This window comes from Dokdonia sp. Asnod3-C12, from assembly GCF_045063975.1.
Lineage (GTDB): Bacteria > Bacteroidota > Bacteroidia > Flavobacteriales > Flavobacteriaceae > Dokdonia.
Genome location: NZ_JBEFNY010000003.1, coordinates 3324872 through 3343840, shown reverse-complemented (window position 1 = coordinate 3343840; position 18969 = coordinate 3324872). Strand labels below are relative to the sequence as shown.

General features: G+C 37.4%; 17 protein-coding genes. 4 read left to right on the top strand and 13 right to left on the bottom strand.

From position 1 onward, the window contains the following. Nucleotides 1–36: 36 nt before the first annotated feature. From ACJJVW_RS15025 to uvrA, 5 genes are all read right to left on the bottom strand, one after another. Nucleotides 37–1356, bottom strand: coding sequence for a M28 family peptidase (locus ACJJVW_RS15025; protein ID WP_405253119.1), 1320 nt, complete (start codon nucleotides 1354–1356; stop codon nucleotides 37–39). 192 nt (nucleotides 1357–1548) lie between these two features. Continuing rightward, nucleotides 1549–2343, bottom strand: a complete 795-nt coding sequence (locus ACJJVW_RS15020) for a sugar-binding protein (RefSeq protein WP_405252928.1) — start codon at nucleotides 2341–2343, stop codon at nucleotides 1549–1551. A 24-nt stretch (nucleotides 2344–2367) separates the two neighbouring features. Continuing rightward, nucleotides 2368–3873 (bottom strand): nuclear transport factor 2 family protein, encoded by a 1506-nt coding sequence (locus ACJJVW_RS15015; RefSeq protein WP_405252926.1) that lies wholly within the window; start codon nucleotides 3871–3873, stop codon nucleotides 2368–2370. 54 nt (nucleotides 3874–3927) lie between these two features. After that, complete coding sequence (locus tag ACJJVW_RS15010; RefSeq protein ID WP_405252924.1) at nucleotides 3928–4767, bottom strand: hypothetical protein; 840 nt, start codon at nucleotides 4765–4767, stop codon at nucleotides 3928–3930. Nucleotides 4768–4812: 45 nt separating this feature from the next. Further along, a complete protein-coding gene (gene uvrA, locus ACJJVW_RS15005) occupies nucleotides 4813–7608 on the bottom strand; it encodes an excinuclease ABC subunit UvrA (RefSeq protein WP_405252922.1) in 2796 nt (931 codons plus the stop codon). A 249-nt stretch (nucleotides 7609–7857) separates the two neighbouring features. Between uvrA and ACJJVW_RS15000 the strand changes: the two genes are divergently transcribed. Next, entirely contained in the window at nucleotides 7858–8442 is a 585-nt protein-coding gene (locus ACJJVW_RS15000; RefSeq protein ID WP_298325200.1) for an RNA polymerase sigma factor, read from the top strand. A 238-nt stretch (nucleotides 8443–8680) separates the two neighbouring features. Here the strand turns inward: ACJJVW_RS15000 and nth are convergent, their stop codons facing one another. Beyond that, nucleotides 8681–9352, bottom strand: coding sequence for an endonuclease III (gene nth / locus ACJJVW_RS14995; protein ID WP_339845315.1), 672 nt, complete (start codon nucleotides 9350–9352; stop codon nucleotides 8681–8683). Between the two features lie 210 nt (nucleotides 9353–9562). Between nth and bcp the strand changes: the two genes are divergently transcribed. Then, nucleotides 9563–10018, top strand: coding sequence for a thioredoxin-dependent thiol peroxidase (gene bcp, locus ACJJVW_RS14990; protein WP_013752169.1), 456 nt, complete (start codon nucleotides 9563–9565; stop codon nucleotides 10016–10018). A 75-nt stretch (nucleotides 10019–10093) separates the two neighbouring features. Here bcp and ACJJVW_RS14985 read toward each other — a convergent pair whose 3' ends face one another. After that, a complete protein-coding gene (locus ACJJVW_RS14985; RefSeq protein ID WP_405252920.1) occupies nucleotides 10094–10513 on the bottom strand; it encodes a hypothetical protein in 420 nt (139 codons plus the stop codon). 5 nt (nucleotides 10514–10518) lie between these two features. Beyond that, nucleotides 10519–11976, bottom strand: a complete 1458-nt coding sequence (locus tag ACJJVW_RS14980) for a TonB-dependent receptor (RefSeq protein WP_144784037.1) — start codon at nucleotides 11974–11976, stop codon at nucleotides 10519–10521. Nucleotides 11977–12102: 126 nt separating this feature from the next. Here ACJJVW_RS14980 and ACJJVW_RS14975 point away from each other — a divergent pair, with 126 nt between their 5' ends. After that, nucleotides 12103–12894: an MBL fold metallo-hydrolase gene (locus tag ACJJVW_RS14975; protein WP_298325191.1), complete on the top strand. Its 792-nt coding sequence runs from the start codon at nucleotides 12103–12105 to the stop codon at nucleotides 12892–12894. A gap of 3 nt (nucleotides 12895–12897) precedes the next feature. After that, nucleotides 12898–13389 (top strand): hydrolase, encoded by a 492-nt coding sequence (locus tag ACJJVW_RS14970; RefSeq protein WP_405252918.1) that lies wholly within the window; start codon nucleotides 12898–12900, stop codon nucleotides 13387–13389. Nucleotides 13390–13463: 74 nt separating this feature from the next. Here the strand turns inward: ACJJVW_RS14970 and ACJJVW_RS14965 are convergent, their stop codons facing one another. From ACJJVW_RS14965 to ACJJVW_RS14945, 5 genes are all read right to left on the bottom strand, one after another. Then, a complete protein-coding gene (locus ACJJVW_RS14965; protein ID WP_405252916.1) occupies nucleotides 13464–14105 on the bottom strand; it encodes an alpha/beta hydrolase in 642 nt (213 codons plus the stop codon). 71 nt (nucleotides 14106–14176) lie between these two features. Next, nucleotides 14177–14506, bottom strand: coding sequence for a DUF4870 domain-containing protein (locus tag ACJJVW_RS14960; protein ID WP_013752163.1), 330 nt, complete (start codon nucleotides 14504–14506; stop codon nucleotides 14177–14179). After that, nucleotides 14506–15759, bottom strand: a complete 1254-nt coding sequence (locus ACJJVW_RS14955) for a dihydroorotase (RefSeq protein ID WP_405252914.1) — start codon at nucleotides 15757–15759, stop codon at nucleotides 14506–14508. The genes ACJJVW_RS14960 and ACJJVW_RS14955 overlap by 1 nt, the downstream gene beginning before the upstream one ends. Beyond that, nucleotides 15756–17687: a BatA domain-containing protein gene (locus tag ACJJVW_RS14950; protein ID WP_405252912.1), complete on the bottom strand. Its 1932-nt coding sequence runs from the start codon at nucleotides 17685–17687 to the stop codon at nucleotides 15756–15758. The genes ACJJVW_RS14955 and ACJJVW_RS14950 overlap by 4 nt, the downstream gene beginning before the upstream one ends. Before the next feature lie 40 nt (nucleotides 17688–17727). Continuing rightward, the gene (locus ACJJVW_RS14945) at nucleotides 17728–18921 is read right to left on the bottom strand and encodes an ATP-binding protein (protein ID WP_405252910.1); all 1194 of its coding nucleotides are present in this window, start codon (nucleotides 18919–18921) and stop codon (nucleotides 17728–17730) included. Nucleotides 18922–18969 lie beyond the last annotated feature (48 nt).

Genomic DNA, 18969 nt, shown 5'->3' with positions numbered 1-18969 from the left:
GTATATGTTGTGATGATTTAAAATCAATTTGTATTGTTATCTAATAATCTGACTAGGGAAAGCAACAGGACTTTCATGACCATCTTTACCTACAGCAGCAACGCCAAAGAAGAAATTGTCTATCACAATTCCTTTTAATGTCGCCGAAATTCCATCTGTAATCAATCGTGCATTGTCCCAAGTAGGAGAAGTGGTATCTCTCCAGTATATCTTATAAGCAACTGCACCTTCAACTTCATCCCATTGTAATCTCGCGTTTGCCTCAACAATACCACCTATACCTACATTTTTAGGAGTAGGAGGTGCCCAAGCAATATTTGCAAGATTAATCGCATTTACTGCGGTAAGCTTTGCGTTATATGGGAAGTTTACATGCTCAAACGTATCTCCGTAATTAATGCCATTTTCTGTACGTATATCTTGATGTTGTTGTGTGTAGTTTTCATGAGCTTCCATGATACGGATACCTGCAAAACCAGCGTCATTAAAAGGTCTATGGTGGCCACCACGACCAAAACGATCTAAACGATACACCATCATAGGGTTCATTTCTGGCATGTAGTCTTTTGTAGTTTTGTAGATAAATCTTGCTAGTTGGCGAGAGATTCCATCTACCTCACCACCATAAAAACGGCGAGCTCTGCGTTGCTGCTCTGTCTCTGTAGGAGGTACAGGCTCAGAAAATATTCTAAACGTTCGATTGTCAATAACGCCATCTACACCTTCAATGTTACCTATCATGTCATTATTCATAATCCCGATGATTTCCCATCCTTTTTCTTTAGCATGGGCAGCAAGTCCTTTTCCACCATAAAGTCCTTGTTCTTCACCAGAAAGACCTACGTAGATAATGCTGTTCTCAAAAGAATATTTAGAAAGTACCCTTGCAGCTTCCATCGTTCCAGCCATTCCGCTGGCGTTATCATTTGCTCCTGGCGCGTCATCTGTATAATTATTAGGATCAGATATACGGCTGTCTATATCACCACTCATAATTACATAGCGATTAGGATATTTAGTTCCTTTTTGAACTGCCAGTACATTTACAACCATCACGTCTTTTGTGATACGGTCATTATCACCTTTTTTTATAAGGTTACTTTGATAAAATACATCTAGACAGTTATTACAGTTATGCGAAGTCTTTTCAAATTCGCTTTTTATCCATCTTCTCGCAGCTCCTATTCCTCTTGTGTTTGATACGGTATCACTTAAGGTGTGTCTCGTTCCAAAATCTGCTAGTTTCTTTACATCTGCTCTCAAGCGATCTTCAGATACTGCATCTATAATTTCGTAGATTCTCTTATCGGTTTGTGCATTTGCTGTTACTACAGAAAAAAGTAGTGTAACCACCATAAAACCTAAGGTTATGGGTAGTCTTTTAGTAGCTCTAAATAGGGTAGAAGTATGCGTGTTTAACATTATAAAGTGTTTAATAAATTGTTATGTTTTAAAGATACTAAAACAATGTATGTGCTAGAAGTACGCTTTCGCGAAAGCAAAAAAAAATCCCAAACCTATGTTTGGGATTTTCACTGTCTTATTTTATTACTCTACTAGCTCTATGGTGCCAAAGATTCCAGCGTCTATCCAGCCTCTATTTTTATCTTCACCGGGCACAGCTACAGAACCTATAAAGTTCTCTCGTTCTGCACTGGTATCGTTATCACAATAAGCAAGCGCAAAACCTAGCTTCTGATTTACATCCAGAATTTTTGGTTCATTGACACCACCATCTTTGTAGGTATCATTATAAACGGTCATCTTACATTCCCAAATCATGGTGTTTTCTCCTGTTTTTACAATCTTAGACTCCACGTGATTATTATACAGCGTAGGGACTTGACCAGGAGCTACGTCTACTACATTTCCATCTAGCGCTACATGGTAAGCAAAAGCATTGTGTGTAAACTGGTGCCCACCACCAGAATTATCTGCATCTATAAATATCTCAAGACAATCATCATCCCACCACAATGTAAGCGGATCATCTTCCTTGTCATAAATAACATCATCTGTAATCTCAGCTATGATGTATAGTGCTTCTGGTGTCCATGTGAGCTTATATTTACCTGAGAAGTCCTCTACTGTATAGTCTTCTCCTAACCATTTTTGATCAAGTGATTCCCATTGTACGTCTTTCCAAGCCGGGTCTGTCGCTAGTCCGTCTAATTCTGGTGTGATGGTCGCCTTTGTCACTTGGCGTAATTGGTGATCTGTTTTTGAGTTGGGTATTTCTGAGGTGTCCTCAACAAGGTCTGATTTTTTTTTCTGTGTATTTGGGTTGTTCTTACAACTCGATAATGAGAGCGTAGTGATGCATATTGCCAAAAATAATTTCATAGTAATGCTATTAATTGTTGTAATCTAAAGAAATGTAACTCTGTTGATTTTTCCATTTAAAACTTCATTGATTGCCACACCATACCATGTATTACCATTTGCAAATAGCTTTTCATGATCTATGGTTATATTTCCTATTACGATTCTGTTATTAATAATGGCCTTTAGGTCAGGAAGCTGTGTAAACATATCTCCATAGGTCTTACTAATAACTGATCTTTCCGTAAGTTGTGGAACGGTGGGATAGCGGTATAACGCGATGCTATCTGTATACAAATCCATAAACCCTTCTATATCGCCCTCGTTATAACTCTTTAGCTGCTTGTCTACTGTAGGCTCTGGATCTGTTGCATCTCTATTATCTCTTATAAATGACATAGAAGCTATCTTGCCATTGCGTACTTCGTAAATAGTCGCTTGCTTATTAGTAACACCATTCACTGTTACTTCCTCTTCATCAATAACTATATTACCCTTAATGATTCTGTTAAGTACAGCAACTTTTGATGTTGTCGTTTTCTTGAAATAAGCTTCATAATGTTCACGTAATGCATCTCTCCCTGTATAAAGTGTATCCTTAAAGAAATTGCGTACTACAACATCTTCAGTAAAAGAATCTGCAAATGCATTTAAGTTCCTTTCATTAAAAGGCTTTAAATGTTTATCTACCGTTTTACCTGGGGAAACCTCTGAAACTACAGCAATTTGAGAGCCATCTGCAGCAATTGCAAAGCGTGAGATATTTTTTAAATCTTCATCATCAAAACTGTAGAAAGATGTCCATTGCGCATCTTTCCTTTTTATAAATAGGGTGTTTTCTTTTGCAGCAAGAAGACTCCCATCTGGCAACCATGCGATATCTTCTACTCCGGGAATGAGCGCTGTGATTTCTTCAATCTTAAGTGAAGATGGATCAATGGATTTTACCACCCACGCATCTTCAGATTTATCTATAAAACTTACAAGATTTGTATTAGGTATTTTATGAAAAGACCTGCCTACAGCGATGTCAAGATCATTGCTGCGACCAGTTTTAATATTATGAATAACGAGGTGTAAATCATCTTCAACAATATCGGCAGAGACAATCGTTTGTTCATCTGCCCATGTGTAGTAAGCAACCACTGCATCTTTTATAAGTAGAGGAGTTTCCTCTTTTCTTGGAAGATAAGCGTACAGTCGCTGTAAGCCGGTAGTGTCCAACCGTACTGCCGAAATACCACGTTTACCAACAATAAATTGAGGAGAATACTCGCCACCGCTTGTGGTTTTGTTAAATACTCGAGTTGTCCCTCGAGTGTATTGCATGATTTCTGTTTGCCCTTCCAGTGAACCGGCATATATAAGAATATCTTTTGCTAGAAACTGCGGCTGATTATCATATCCTTCGCTATTACTTATATTCTTTCCATTAACAAGCGATGTTGTTTTACCATCACTAACAATATCAAAAAGGTGAATCTCCGTATTTGTTTGTGCTGCTAGTGTGGTTACGAGAAAACATAAAAGGTAACTGTGAAGTAGTTTCATAAATTGTAGTATTGAAGGTAGAAGTTATTACGCTTTCGCGAAAGCGTACTTAATTTACATTTTTCTTGGTTTTGATGAGTCGTAGTCTTGATCAAGTTCGTCAATTAGTTCCTCTTCACTTGAGTACGTTGATGAAGCGGAATCATAGTTACCCTTTACTTCATTTTGATTAGTAATATCTTGTTCAAGGCTATCGTAGGCACCAGTAGTAGCAATGTTTTTAGAAAAATAAGTAGTAGCAGTCATTTTATTCCAAACAGGAACCCCTAGAAAATCACCAAGAGCAACGGCATCTTCTTCTATGCTCTTACGATGGCCATGGTCTACCACGTTATAACGCGAGCCATCTTCAAAAACGAGATTAATCTCGTAGCTAGTGTACGAACTTTTATCGCCACGAACTTTTTCAGGCAAGATTTGGAGTGCCTTTATGGAGTCTAGTTTAAAGGTATTTGCATCTTCTGTGATAGTTAGGCTTTTGATTTGTTGCTTCTTGCCTTTATGAAAATATCCTGTAGACTTATTAAACGTAGTTATAGTGTGTAATTTTTTTAAAAGGAAGATGCCTACACCGATAAATACTAAAGGAAACAGCGCAAAAAGTATAGATTCTATGCTAAAACCGTCACTAATAGTGGTTGTGATGCCTACTACAACAAATACGAGTGGAAATAAAATAAATATCCCGCTAAAAATTTTACCAAAGGATGAGGCCTTATAGCGCAACTCATTATCTGAAACTACTTCTAGTGTTTTGGTTTTAAAATTTGCACCGCCACCTGCCTTTGGAGACCAGCTTGTTTTTGAGGCAAGCTCATGGTTAAACACCGATGGATCAAATGCCGGAGTAGTCGTAGATTGTACAAGTTTTTTTAAAAATGAAGAAAGTCCCATTGTACTAAAATAGGACTTTCGAGAGAATTATATGTTTGGGAATGACTAGAGTTTTTCTTTCAAGTATTTTCCAGTAAAGGACTTCTTGTTTTTTGCTACCTCTTCCGGAGTTCCAGAAGCGACTAGAATACCTCCGTTTTTTCCACCTTCTGGCCCCATATCAATAACATGGTCTGCGCATTTTACAAGATCCATGTTGTGTTCTACCACAATAATAGAGTGACCTTTTGCAATAAGAGCCTCAAAGGAAGCTAAGAGCTTTTTAATATCATGAAAGTGCAAGCCTGTTGTAGGTTCATCAAAAATGAACAGTGTTTTATCCTTAGTGGTTCCTTTTACTAAGAAGCTTGCAAGTTTTATACGCTGTGCTTCACCTCCAGATAGGGTAGAGGAGCTCTGACCTAGCGTTACATATCCTAGACCTACATCTTGTAATGGTTTAAGCTTGCGAGTGATTTTTGCCTCATTATGTGCTGTAAAAAATGCCACGGCATCATCAATAGTCATCGTGAGAATATCATCAATATTCTTATCGTTGAATTGTACTTCGAGTACCTCTTTCTTAAAACGCTTGCCCTTACAAGTTTCACATTCTAAGTGCACATCTGCCATGAATTGCATCTCAATGGTTACTTCACCTTCACCTTTACAAGTCTCACATCTCCCGCCATCTACGTTAAAAGAAAAGTGTTTTGCTTTATAGCTTCTTATTTTGCTAAGCTTCTGACTTTCAAATAATTTACGAATGTCATCGTAAGCTTTAATATAAGTCACAGGATTAGATCTAGAAGACCTCCCAATTGGGTTTTGATCTACAAATTCTATGGTTTTTATATTGTCATAGTTTCCTTTAAGCTCCGTAAATTGGCCTGCCTTTTCACCATAGCCGCCTATTGCTTTAAGCATGGCGGGATATAAAATTTTTCTAACTAAGGTAGATTTTCCGCTTCCAGAAACACCGGTTACAGCGGTAAATACACCAAGCGGAAAACGTACGTTTACGTTCTGTAAGTTGTTTTCTCGAGCGCCAATAACTTCGGCATAATATTTTGTAGTTCTACGCTTCTTAGGAACTTCAATTTCTAAGGTTCCATTGAGGTATCCTGCAGTTAGAGAATCGCTTTTTAAAATCTCATCATAATCACCTACGGCAACCACATCTCCTCCAAAGGTTCCTGCTTCTGGGCCAATATCAATTATAAAATCTGCTTTTTTCATGATATCCTCGTCATGTTCTACAACGATAACGGTATTACCTAGATCGCGTAGCGATTGTAGCACCTCAATGAGTTTTTCTGTGTCTTTAGGGTGTAAGCCTATACTTGGCTCATCAAGAATGTACATAGAACCTACAAGACTACTTCCTAAAGAAGTAGCAAGATTGATACGTTGTGATTCTCCACCAGAGAGTGTATTTGACTTTCTGTTGAGCGTAAGGTAGTTGAGTCCTACTTTTTCTAGAAAGCTCAGTCTACTTGTGATCTCTGTAAGTAATCTTTTTGCAACCGTAGTATCATACTCATTAAGCGTTAAGCTCTTAAAGAAAGCTGCGACTTCGTCTAGTGGTAGCTCTACTAGATCTACAATATTTTTACCACCTATTTTTACATAAGTTGCTTCAGGGCGTAGGCGTTTTCCTTTGCAGGTATTACACTTTGTTTTACCGCGATAGCGCGATAACATTACTCTGTTCTGAATTTTATATGCCTTAGATTCTAAGAATTTAAAGAACTTATTGAGCCCATCAAATTCTTTATTACCATCCCAAACAAGCTGTTGTTGCTCTGGAGTTAACTCAAACCAAGGCTTATGGATAGGAAAATCAAATTTATAAGCACGATTTACTAGCTGATCGCGATAGTGGCTCATGCTATCACCACGCCATGGGAATACGGCGTTCTCGTAGATTGATAGTCCAGTATTAGGTACTACAAGATCTTCATCTATTCCTATTACATCACCATAACCTTCGCAAGTAGGGCATGCACCGTAAGGATTGTTAAAGGAGAATAAGTGAACATTAGGTTCTAAAAAAGTGATTCCATCAAGCTCAAACTTATTTGAAAACTGGCGGCGAGAATTATCTGCTAACTTTTCTATAAAAAGTTCGCCCTTTCCTTCAAAAAATGCCGTCTGTACAGCATCTGAAAGGCGGTTTATAAAATCTTCATCTTCTGGGTTATTAATAATCCTATCTACGACGAGTAGTACATCTTTGGGTTTAAGTTTGCTTCCTATTTCGGCAACTTCATCAAGGCGTTTTACTTCGCCTTTTACTTGTATACGAGCATATCCTTGTTGTAATAATGCTTGCAGTTTAGATTCTATTTTTCTTCCTTTTTCTAAATGAATAGGAGCGAGTAGGAGGAGTTTTTCTCTTTTCGCGAAAGCGGAAACATGAGCAACCACATCTGATACAGTATCCTTTTTAACTTCATTTCCAGAAACAGGAGAATATGTCTTACCTATACGGGCAAAAAGTAGCTTTAAATAATCGTAAATCTCTGTAGATGTACCTACTGTAGATCGTGGGTTTGTGCTATTTACCTTTTGCTCAATGGCAATGGCAGGAGCAATTCCTTTTATATAATCTACCTTAGGTTTATCAAGTCTGCCCAAGAACTGGCGAGCGTAGGAGGAGAGGCTCTCCACATACCTGCGCTGTCCCTCTGCATAAAGGGTGTCAAAAGCCAGAGAAGATTTACCAGATCCAGAAAGTCCCGTAATAACAACGAGCTTGTTACGAGGGATTACTGCATTTATATTTTTAAGATTGTGCAGTTTGGCACCCTTAATGATAATATTCTTCTTAGGATTTACATCCTTAACGTCTATAAGCATCGCAATTCTTTAGTTCTATTACAAAGATACCGAAAGTGCATTGCTATTGAAACCAAGTGCTAGTCGCATTTTGAACGTTATTTTTAATTTATTGTGCAAAATGAATGTTTTTTTGCAAATGTTAACAGATTTATTATATATTTACCGAAATATTCACTAACAGATACTCTGCGTATAGCATAATACTACTTTATAAAATTTTGGACTAAGGGAATTCCCCTTGCAATTTCAACCTACAAAGTAGTACTTATGAAAAGTGTATTAATAGACGATGCTACGCTCGTTAGCAATTACATCAAAGGAGACGAACAATCACTAGCTATGCTCATTGCGAGACATAAGCAACGTATATACAGTTTTATATACTCGAAGGTGTACGATCGCGATATTTCTGAAGATATTTTTCAAGACACTTTTATTAAAGTTATCAAGACGCTCAAGAAGGGCAAGTATAATGAGGAAGGTAAATTTTTACCATGGACGATGCGTATTGCGCACAACTTGGTGATAGACCACTTCCGTCGTAATAATAGGATGCCTAAGTTTGATAACGCAGGTGAGTTTTCTATATTTTCTGTTTTGAGCGATAATAGCCTCAATGCCGAAAAGCAAATGGTGCGAGATCAAGTAAACAGAGATGTTAAGCGTATTATTGAAGAGCTTCCAGAAGATCAGAAAGAAGTACTCAAAATGCGTATTTATCAAGAGATGAGCTTTAAAGAAATTTCTGAGCGTACAGGTGTGAGCATCAATACTGCCTTAGGTAGAATGCGTTATGCACTTATCAATATGAGAAAAGTAATTGATACCAATAATATAATTCTAACAGATTAATATAATATGCGGTACATATTTGCGTTCTTAATAAGAATCAAACAAAAACCGCATGGCAAAAACTTACACTACACCCTCGTCAGGTCATAATAAGACGAACCAATTTGAACCGAAACAAGAGACTGTAGATTTTCTCTTGAATTTTTCTAAGGCTTTAAGTGTTATGCATTATAAATCGATGAAGTTTGAAGCATTCATCAACTAAACTTTGATAAAACCTCGACCAGTCATCGAGGTTTTATTTTTTCTTCCTTTTTGCCATCATTTTCTCATAGTCGGCTATCACTGTCTTACGACCTATGGTTTTTGTAATAATGTCTTTTTCTAGATCCCAGCCTCTTGCTGGTGAGTACTGGCGACCATACCATATAATTTGTAAGTGAAGATCATTCCATACATGCTCTGGAAATAAACGCTTTGCATCTTTTTCTGTTTGTACCACATTTTTACCATTTGTAAAGCCCCAGCGATACATCAATCTATGTATGTGAGTATCTACAGGAAATGCAGGAATGCCAAATGCTTGAGACACCACAACACTTGCCGTCTTATGACCCACCGCAGGAAACTCTGTAAGTTTCTCAATGCTCGCAGGCACCACACCATTATACTTATCTATAAGCATATGTGATAAGCCATGAATTCCTTTTGCCTTCATAGGTGAGAGTCCTACTGGTTTTATGATATCTCTAATATCTTCAACCGTAAGTTTAATCATGTCATAAGGATTATCTGCCACTTCAAATAGGAGGGGAGTGATTTGATTAACCCTAACATCTGTGCTCTGAGCACTCATCAATACGGCAATAAGAAGCGTATACGGATCTTTATGATCTAATGGAATAGGTATCTGAGGATATAATTCTTGTAATGTTTTTATCGTGAAGTCTACCTTTTCTTGTTTAGTCATATGATGTGCATAATTATTCTTTATGGTGTAATCCACAAAGCTTAAACGTATTCCTTTATTGTAATAGCGAGAACTCGTAACTTTATAATTCAATGCTTTCACTAGATGTGATAGTTTACGCTTTCGCGAAAGCATAGAATTGCTATGTAAAGATAATTAACTAGTGCCAATGATGGATGAGATTTCCAGCATTGCCAAAACGAAACACAGATGAACACATTAAAAGTGGGCGATAAAGTCCCAGATTTTACAACAACAGATCAAGATGGAAACGAAGTAACACTTGCGAGTTTCAAAGGCAAGAAACTTATCGTTTTCTTTTACCCGAAAGCAAGTACACCAGGTTGTACCGCAGAGGCTTGTAATTTAAGAGATAACTACAAGGAATTACAGGCGCAAGGATATCACTTACTAGGAGTGAGCGCAGATTCTCAAAAACGCCAGAAGAATTTTGCAACCAAATATGAGTTTCCCTTCCAGCTACTAGCAGATGAGGACAAAACAGTCATCAACGCCTTTGGTGTTTGGGGACTTAAGAAATTCATGGGTAAGGAATATGACGGTATTCACCGTATGACTTTTAAAGTTGATGAAGAAGGTGTCGTGAGCGATGTGATACAAAAAGTAAAAACTAAAGACCACGCAGCACAATTGCTTGACGCGTAGTGTTGTGAACTTAGTAAAAGTATAAAGGGCGATACATTTAATGTATCGCCCTTTGTTTTATAAGTATTTGTGTAATTATTGCTTTTCATAAACCAGTAAAGGACCATCACACATCATCCAGCTATTCTGAAGTTTACCATCCTTACGTAGTAGCAACTCTTCATTATCATTTCCAGTACAACTGCCTACTATTTGCAAAGCTTCTGTGTATTTTAATGAATAAAAAATACCTTCACTAGTTTCTTTTGTAGTGTATGTTCCAGAGGCTTCTATAGTAGACGCATCTTTAGTTTGCTGCTTTGTAAATGTCATTTCTGGAGTAAAAACATAAGTCTGGCTCATAGAAAGCTCAGCTTCTTGGTCTGATGGGGATACCATACCGGCAGTCATCTCAACAAGTTGCCAGGTTTCTCCTTTTATGTCGCTTGTAGTAATCTTACCTCCGCAAGCGGATACAAGAAATAGCAAAGAGATACCAGCTATGTAATTAATCACATTCATTATTTTTTGGCTTCTAGAAGTGCTTGAGATTGATACCCAAAAAGATTACGAGACTTAATAAGCTCTGCAACTCCTTCTGGAAGCATACCTTCCCAACCTTTTTCACCATCAGAAATCATTCTTAAAACTTCTCTAGAGAAGATATCTGTAATTTCTGGGTCGTAATTTTCAATATCAAGTACTTTTCCATTGAGTTTAAAGAACTTATACAGTTCTTTCATACGTGGATGTACTTTTAGATTATCGCTATTAGTATATTCTCCAGTTTTTGGATCTTTCATAGGGTATAAGAACACCTTAAGATCTTTAAAGAATAATTTGCCAAATGCTTCTAGAATACCTCCACTTAAGTGACGGTAGTAGCTAGTGTCAAAGATGTCAATTAGGTTATTCACACCCATTACCAGCCCCATACGCTCCTTAGTATAGTTTGAGAAGTACTCAACAACACGGTAATATTCTTTAAAGTTTGAGATCATTACTGTCTGTCCAAGAGAACCTAATAATCGAGCTCTTGCCATGAAATCTTCTTCATCAATATCACCTTCGGCGCGAAGGTTAGACAGTGTGATTTCAAAAATAGCTTCTGTCTTTTTCTCGTTCACACGATTTGCCTCTACAAACATTTTATATGCTTTTTCAAACATATCCATGTTTACCTTAGTTACAGGACGGAAACTACCGCGCAGTGCAAGTACATTTTTCTTATATAGTAATGCTGCTGGGAGGATGTTATTTCCTTTTGCGTCAAACATTACGGCCTCTGTCATTCCGTTTTTAACAAGCTGTAAACTCATTAAGCGGTTATCTACGTGCTCAAATTGAGGTCCAGAGAAGTTTATAGTATCAATCTCTATCTGATCTTGATCAATATGATCGTATAGATAGCGAAGTAAGTTTTTAGGGTTATCATGCTTATAAAAAGCACCATAAATTAGGTTTACACCTAATGTTCCTAGGGTAAGCTGTTGTAAACGAGCATCATTTTCATGAAAACGAACGTGAAGTATAATCTCATTAAATTCCCCTTCTGGAGTGATTTGGAATCTAATTCCTACCCAGCCGTGACCTTTATATTTTTTTGCAAAATCTATGGTAGCCACCGTGTTTGCGTATGTAAAGAAGATTTTATCTGGCTGCTTGTAGCGTGAGATACGATCTTCAATGAGTTTCATCTCATGAGAAAGCATTTTCTTAAGACGCTTTTCTGTTACATAACGACCATCATCTTCCACACCATAAATAGCGTCAGAGAAGTCTTTATCATATGCACTCATTGCCTTTGCTATGGTACCACTTGCACCACCTGCTCTAAAAAAATGACGAACCGTTTCTTGTCCAGCACCTATTTCGGCAAAAGTTCCATATATGTTTGCGTTTAGATTTACGCGAAGTACCTTATTCTTGAGAGGAGGTACTTTTTCAAAGTCTTTGTCTCCTAAAATTTTAACAGCCATAGTGTGTTTTTATCCATTAATTAATGGTCACTCAAAGATACTAAAAGGTTGTAGTAGCCAAAAAAATAACTGTATTTTTGTTACACAATTAACGGCGTGATAAGCGCATTATTTTCTCAAACATTAGTGAAAATCACCTTTCTCGGTACTGGCACATCACAAGGAATTCCCGTAATAGGAAGCACACATCCCGTGTGTTTAAGCACAGATGCTAGGGATAAAAGATTACGTGTTTCTGTTCTAATAGAATGGGAAGATTATAATTATGTAATAGATTGTGGTCCAGATTTTAGACAACAAATGCTTAATACGCTTTCGCGAAAGCGTACTACTGCAGGTGATCCTGCACCTTTACATGGTATATTATTAACGCACGAGCATGCAGATCACGTGGCTGGACTGGATGACATAAGACCTTTTGTTTTTAGACAGGGTGATATGCCTATTTATGCTCATAAACGAGTATTGAAAACTCTTGCCGAACGTTTTGATTACATTTTTACGACAGAAAATAGATACCCAGGAGCACCTAGTGTAGCTTCAAAAGAAGTTGTAAATGGTGTTCCTATCAAATTAGGTAATATCGAAGTGCAGCCTATTGAAGCATATCATGGATCATTGCAAGTCTTTGGATATCGTTTTCAAGATATTGCGTATCTCACAGATGTTAAGACTATTGCAGATGAGGAGATTGAAAAATTACAAGGATTAGATATTCTCGTGTTAAATTGCTTGAGGGAAGAAGCGCATTATACACATCTTAATGTAGAGGAAGCGCTTGATCTCGTGGCAAAAATCAAACCTAAACGCACTTATCTTACGCACATAAGCCATCATCTTGGTTTTCACGCAGAAGCCGAACAAAAATTACCCAAAAATGTCTTTCTAGCTTACGACGGACTTACCTTAACTACATAATTTATGAGACGTAATATTTTTTTATACTTATTCCTTTTTGCAGCATTGTATATTATTTTTCAATATATCAACAGTAGCAAGGGGTTAGAATATCAAGCAAGACAGATTGAAAAATTAGAAGTAAAACTTGCAGACAAAGATTCTATTGCAGGAATGTATCAAGAACGTCTTGCAAATGTGGAGTACTTCACGCTGTTAGGTAATGACAATGCAAAGGAGTATTTTGATAATGATGATCTTGACATAGCTGTGATTAAACCAGCTATAGAAGATGGATTATATGCAAAAAATACAGCTCAAGGTAACGAGCTTATCACTTTTGTAGGTGATGGAAGACCTTTCCAAGTTAATAAAGTACAGATTTTAAACCATCGCTGGATCATCGCCGACTTTTCTGATGGTAAGAAATGGGGAGAAATGCTCGTTGAGTATTTTGTAAATGAAGACGGAACGGTAGATTATAAAACCGTGGAGAGTTTAGTGTATCCTAATTAGGAAATTATATTTAGGTGATTTTACATCACGATTAGACACAAAAAAACAGGCTTTATGCCTGTTTTTTTGTGTCTCTATTTGGTTTTTAACCACTCTTTAAACTCATAGAAGTTAGTAGGGTGAACTCCGTGACCTACAGGAAATTCACTTAGTGTGGATTCAATCCCAATATTTTTGAGATAGCCTGGTGTTTTGCGAGCAGCATCTATTGGTATTACTTGGTCTACTGTACCATGTGAGTTATAAATATTAAGATGTGCATATGATGGATTACTCTTTAAATCTATAATTTCTTCATTGATGTAACCACTCAAGCCTATAACATTCTTAACTTTTTCTGGGTAGGTGAGTGCTACTGCATAGCTTAATATCGTTCCTTGGCTAAAACCTAGTAAGGTTACATTGTGCTTATCTACATCGTATTCTGCTACAATCTCATCTATAAATCGTGCGATGATATCTCTGGACTCACGAGCACCTTCATTATCTGAAGATTTTACACCATCACCATCTATAGTGATATGATACCATGCATTTCCATAAGGTTGCATAGCGATAGGAGCCTTTGCGGACACTATGAAATACTCCTCAGGAATTTCTTCTGCAAAGCTAAAGAGGTCTTCTTCATTACTTCCATAACCATGAAGGAGAATAATTAATGGAGCTTTACCCGTAGAAGGTTTTGATGGTTTTCGTGTGATATATTCTAATAACATATAATTGAAATAGTAGACAATACAAGGCAAGTAATGTCCTGATGTATAATTGTTGTTGACTCGAAGCAGTACTAGTTGTTTCCGCCGAAAACATTTTGATAAAACGCACCTACTAAAGGTACAAGTTGGCGTTTTCCTTGAAAAGCCGAAATAATTCCAAAAAGCCAAAGTGCAAAAAACAGCACTAGAAATCCTATAGATGCCATAGGTATGTCAAGATAGCTAAGCGGCATCATTACTAAGAAGTAGCTCAAGGTTAACCCTAATGACTGTCTAAGGTGAAAAGCGGCAAACTCATTTTTTGACTCGCTATTCATAAAATAGGCTATAATTAATCCTACGAAGGTAATGTAGCTTAAGACTGCAGCTGTTTTTCCTTCAAAAACGGTGTTTTCATCCATTAGTTAAGTACTAGTTGGTTATTTGCAATAATTCCATAAACTTCTCCTTTCATTTTTTGATTAAGGAATATGGCATTATTTGAAGTTGATTTGATGTGTTCTTGAGTAAATGTATCCGTGCCCTTTGTTGTAAATAAGGTAATATCTGCTGGGCTATTTTCTTGTATTGGATTACTTGTACCTATAAATCTACGTCTCCCGGCAGTAAGTAAGGTAACTGCTCGTTTCTCGCTCACTATGGTAAGTAGCGCTTTAAATGTAGCTTCTTGAGATATAGCTCCATACATAGCATTATCAAACTCTACATGCTTGCGCTCAACATCTAGGGGATTATGATCACTAGTCACCATATCGATAGTGCCATCTTTTACACCTTCTATCAATGCATCTACATGCTCTTGATTTCTTAGTGGTGGTAATACTTTATAACGAGTATCAAAATCATCTATAACTGTATCTAGTAGGTACAAGTTATGTATTGCAACACTACAAGTAACGTCTAATCCTTTCGTTTTAGCTTGTTTTATAAGTTCCACACTTGCCTTTGTGGATATAGTAGGAATGTGCAGGCTTCCGCCAGCATATTCTAATATGTGTAAGTCTCTTGCTACTTGAAGACTTTCGGCTATAGCGGGAATTCCTTTAAGACCTACTCGGGTGCTTATTTCTCCTTCATTTACCATTCCTTTTCCTGCAATTTTCTGCTCTTGAGGAAATGATAAAACGAGTCCGTTGAACCCTTGCGTGTATTGCAGTGCAATTTTAAGCAAGTTAGGATTTGCGATAGGTTGTTGATAATCACCAAAAGCCACAGCTCCGGATTGCTGCATATCGTATAATTCTGCTAGATCTACGCTTTCACTATTTCGCGTAAGCGCGCCTATAGGAAAAAGAGATGTTGCATGTCCTTCTGCCATTTTCTTTACAAAAGTAACATCAGAGCTAGTGTCAATAATAGGGTAGGTGTTTGGGTTGAGTGCTACTGCTGTAAAGCCACTTAATGCCGCAACTTGTAAGCCGTGATCTATAGTTTCTCGCTCCTCAAATCCTGGTTGCCCCATACTCACGCTACTATCAAACCAACCTTGTGATATATGGAGATTATCGCGCTCTATAAGCGTCTCTCCTTTTGTATTTTCTAGATGTTCTCCTATTTCTATAATGAGGCCATCCTTAATTCTTACATCTTTTGTACTACCGTGATGTGGGCTATCACTGTCTACAATTATGGCGTTCTTTATGAGTGCTTTCATTTATAGAATTTTAAAATCAAGATTTCTAGTACTAGGAATAACAAGGCAAAAATAACAAACCATTTCCAAAGCGATTGGACACTATCTGCTGTTTTGAATTCGTCAAAAAGATCTTCTACAGAGGTGTTGTAATGATTTGTAGCACCCGTGTTTAATGCTGCATATCGTAATGTGCTTTCACTACGACTGTAATTATAACTGACTTGCTGTAACGTATTATCTGCTAGCTTAATATTGTAAATACTTGCTTTAGATGGCGAGTCGCTCGTTGTAATTTGCACTTTATTTCCTTTAGATTGTTGCAAAGGAATAAGTGTATTTGAGGGGTCTGACATGTCTTCCAGACTCAAAATATCATCTTCTTGAAGCGCGACAGGTATGTCGTATGTTGTGTTCTTCCCAATAGGCATATATAATCGTGGCAACTGCAAGCTCTGTCGCGACATATTGTAAAATGTAGGGACTATGAGCGGCGAACTTTGGAGATTGGAATTTGCTACGTCTATACCTCCAGAGATTACAAAGAAATTTGAAGCATATGATAAGAAAGGACTTCCATCTTCAAAACGAAGTAACGCATCTCCACCTTGTAAAGCAAAGGATTTTGAAACTGACGGATATTGAAAGTTCTTTATCCTTGCATCAAACACATCTTTATACACAGGATGATCATAGTTGATGGTGGTTACTAATCGTTTAGTGGTTTCACTTTTTGAGATTTCAAAGTTTCCTAGATCTCTTAACGCATTGTTGTAACTAGCGGCATCTGCATTTGGATCTAAAATAATGGTGGTGATTCCTCCCGCTTTCGCGAAAGCGTTCAAAGCACCACTAAGAGATATGCCTATTTCTGAAACTTGATTTACAACAATGTAATTAAACTCTGGTATGCTGCTATAATCTAGATTCTTAATGTTTGTGCTTTTATACTCAAACTCTGGAGCCGTAAAAATACGTGACAAATAATCTGAGTTTGCACCATTTATTGCGAGCACTTTAATGGGCTGACTTTTATTAATGTTAAAAAACATGGTGTTGTCAAAAGCGAGTAGGGGATCTTCAATTACGATACGCCCTGCGATTTCTTCTTTTGTGTCTATATCAAAAACTACGATAGTCGTTAGTTCGCTATCAAAAGACGCCGTTCCCTTAGCCAGTAATTGATCTCCGTTGTATAGAGAAACGGCAGTATTTATATCTTTCTTTTCACCTGCTGAAAGCGCTACAGTAAGGGCTATGCTTCCTGATTTTCTTTGTGATATAAAAACGGAATCTATACTTACATTGTTTTTTATGACAGGCTGGAGCTGCACGTAATGTTTTTCTATACCATCTGTTTGTAGCTGATATGTCTTGCCATTATCCTGAAAATCAGAAATCATAATGAGCCTCTTATCCTTTGATTGGTCTCTAGAAAATTCTTTCTGTGCTCTGAGTGTTACGGCAGTTTCAGATAACTGTGACGCTGCATATGGAAGTTGTAGCAGCTCGTTACGCATATTTTTAATAGAGGTGTTTCTATACGTATCTGTATTTGTAATTAAAGTGAAGGTTTGATCCTCTGGAATATTCGTAATAATATCTTGCGTAGCCGTGCGCAGCAATTGTCCAGAAGGACCTTTTGCTTGCATACTGAATGAGTTATCCAAGTAAATGATAGTTTCCTTTTCTCGCGTTGCACTATCTGACTGTGTGATAAATGGTTGAGCAAATGCCAGCACAATTGCCGCAATTGCCGCCATACGAGACAATAACACAAGCCATTTTTTTATGGAATTACTCTTACGAGTTTGAATGTTGAGCTTCTGAAGAAAGGCAACGTTTGTAAACGCTTCTGTTTTAAACTTACGTAGTTGGAATAAGTGAACGAGAATAGGGATGAGCAGTAAGAACAGTGCGTAAAGGAGTTCTGGATGTCTAAACTGCATGTGCGTTTTTAAGTTTGTTCAAAAATACTTAAAACGGACTTTATCGCCTAATGGTAAAAGTGAAAATACTCCCTTCTCCTACCACAGAAGAAACACTAATAGCACCACCCAATCCTTCCACCAGTTTGCGCACGGTTGCAAGACCCATCCCAGATCCTTGTCTACCATTACGATCTTTAGTGCCGGTAGTTTTAAAGAGGTCAAAAATGATTTCTTGTTTGTCTTCTGGAATCCCAGTGCCGTTATCTTTTACGGAGATAGTGTAGAAGTCTTTTGATTCGTTTCCGCTTATTTGGATTGTTGGTGCCTCTTTATCGTTGTATTTGGTGGCGTTATCAACGAGATTTGATAATATCTGGTCAATAGCAATTGCAGAAACAGCGACTAGTTTCAAGTCATCTTCAATCTTAATGGCAACATTACTAGATTTATGTAAATCTGCTACATCCTTAACTAGTGTAAAAAGAGTAGTATCTTCTTTTGTTGCAAGTAGGGTGTCTGCCCTATAATACTTGAGAAGCCCGTCTATATAATCTCTCATAGACTTAGCCGAAGTATCTAAATGCTTTATATATAATGCAAAGTCTTCATCATTCTCTCCGAGATAATCTTCTTTTAAAAGGTTAAGTAAACCTTCTATACTCGCTAGTGGAGACTTAAGATCATGCGCAACTAATCGTGCAAAATCTTCTAAACGGTCATTGCGTTGTGCTGTTTCATTTTGTGCGGCTGCAAGGTCTATATTGCGTTTACGCGCCTCAAAGAGTAATACTGTTTGCTTTGCAAGTCCTCTTAAAGCATCTTGTTCTTCTAGGGATAACGTTCTTGGTTTATGATCATACACACACAAAGTACCTAGCGCATAACCATCACTTGTGCGTAAAGGAACACCTGCATAAAAAATCGCTTTAAAATCCTTTACAAGTGGGTTGTCTTTAAAACGTTCATCCAGGCGAGCATCTTCTACGATAAATACAGGTTCTTTTGCAAGTATAGCGTGACCACAAAAAGAAATATCTCTAGGTGACTCAGCGATATCTATCCCACGTCTTGATTTTAAAAAATTACGATCTGCATCTAGCAAAGTAACTAGTGATATAGGCGTATTACAGATATATGAAGCTAGCTTCGTAATAGTATCGTAAGCATCTTCTGGAAGCGTATCAAGCAGATTATACGACTTTAAAACTTCGAGACGTTTACTTTCGTTAGTGGGCTTTTGAGGTGCTATCACAGTATAATTTTAATCAAAAATAGTCTTTCTTAAATATAGCTTATCATA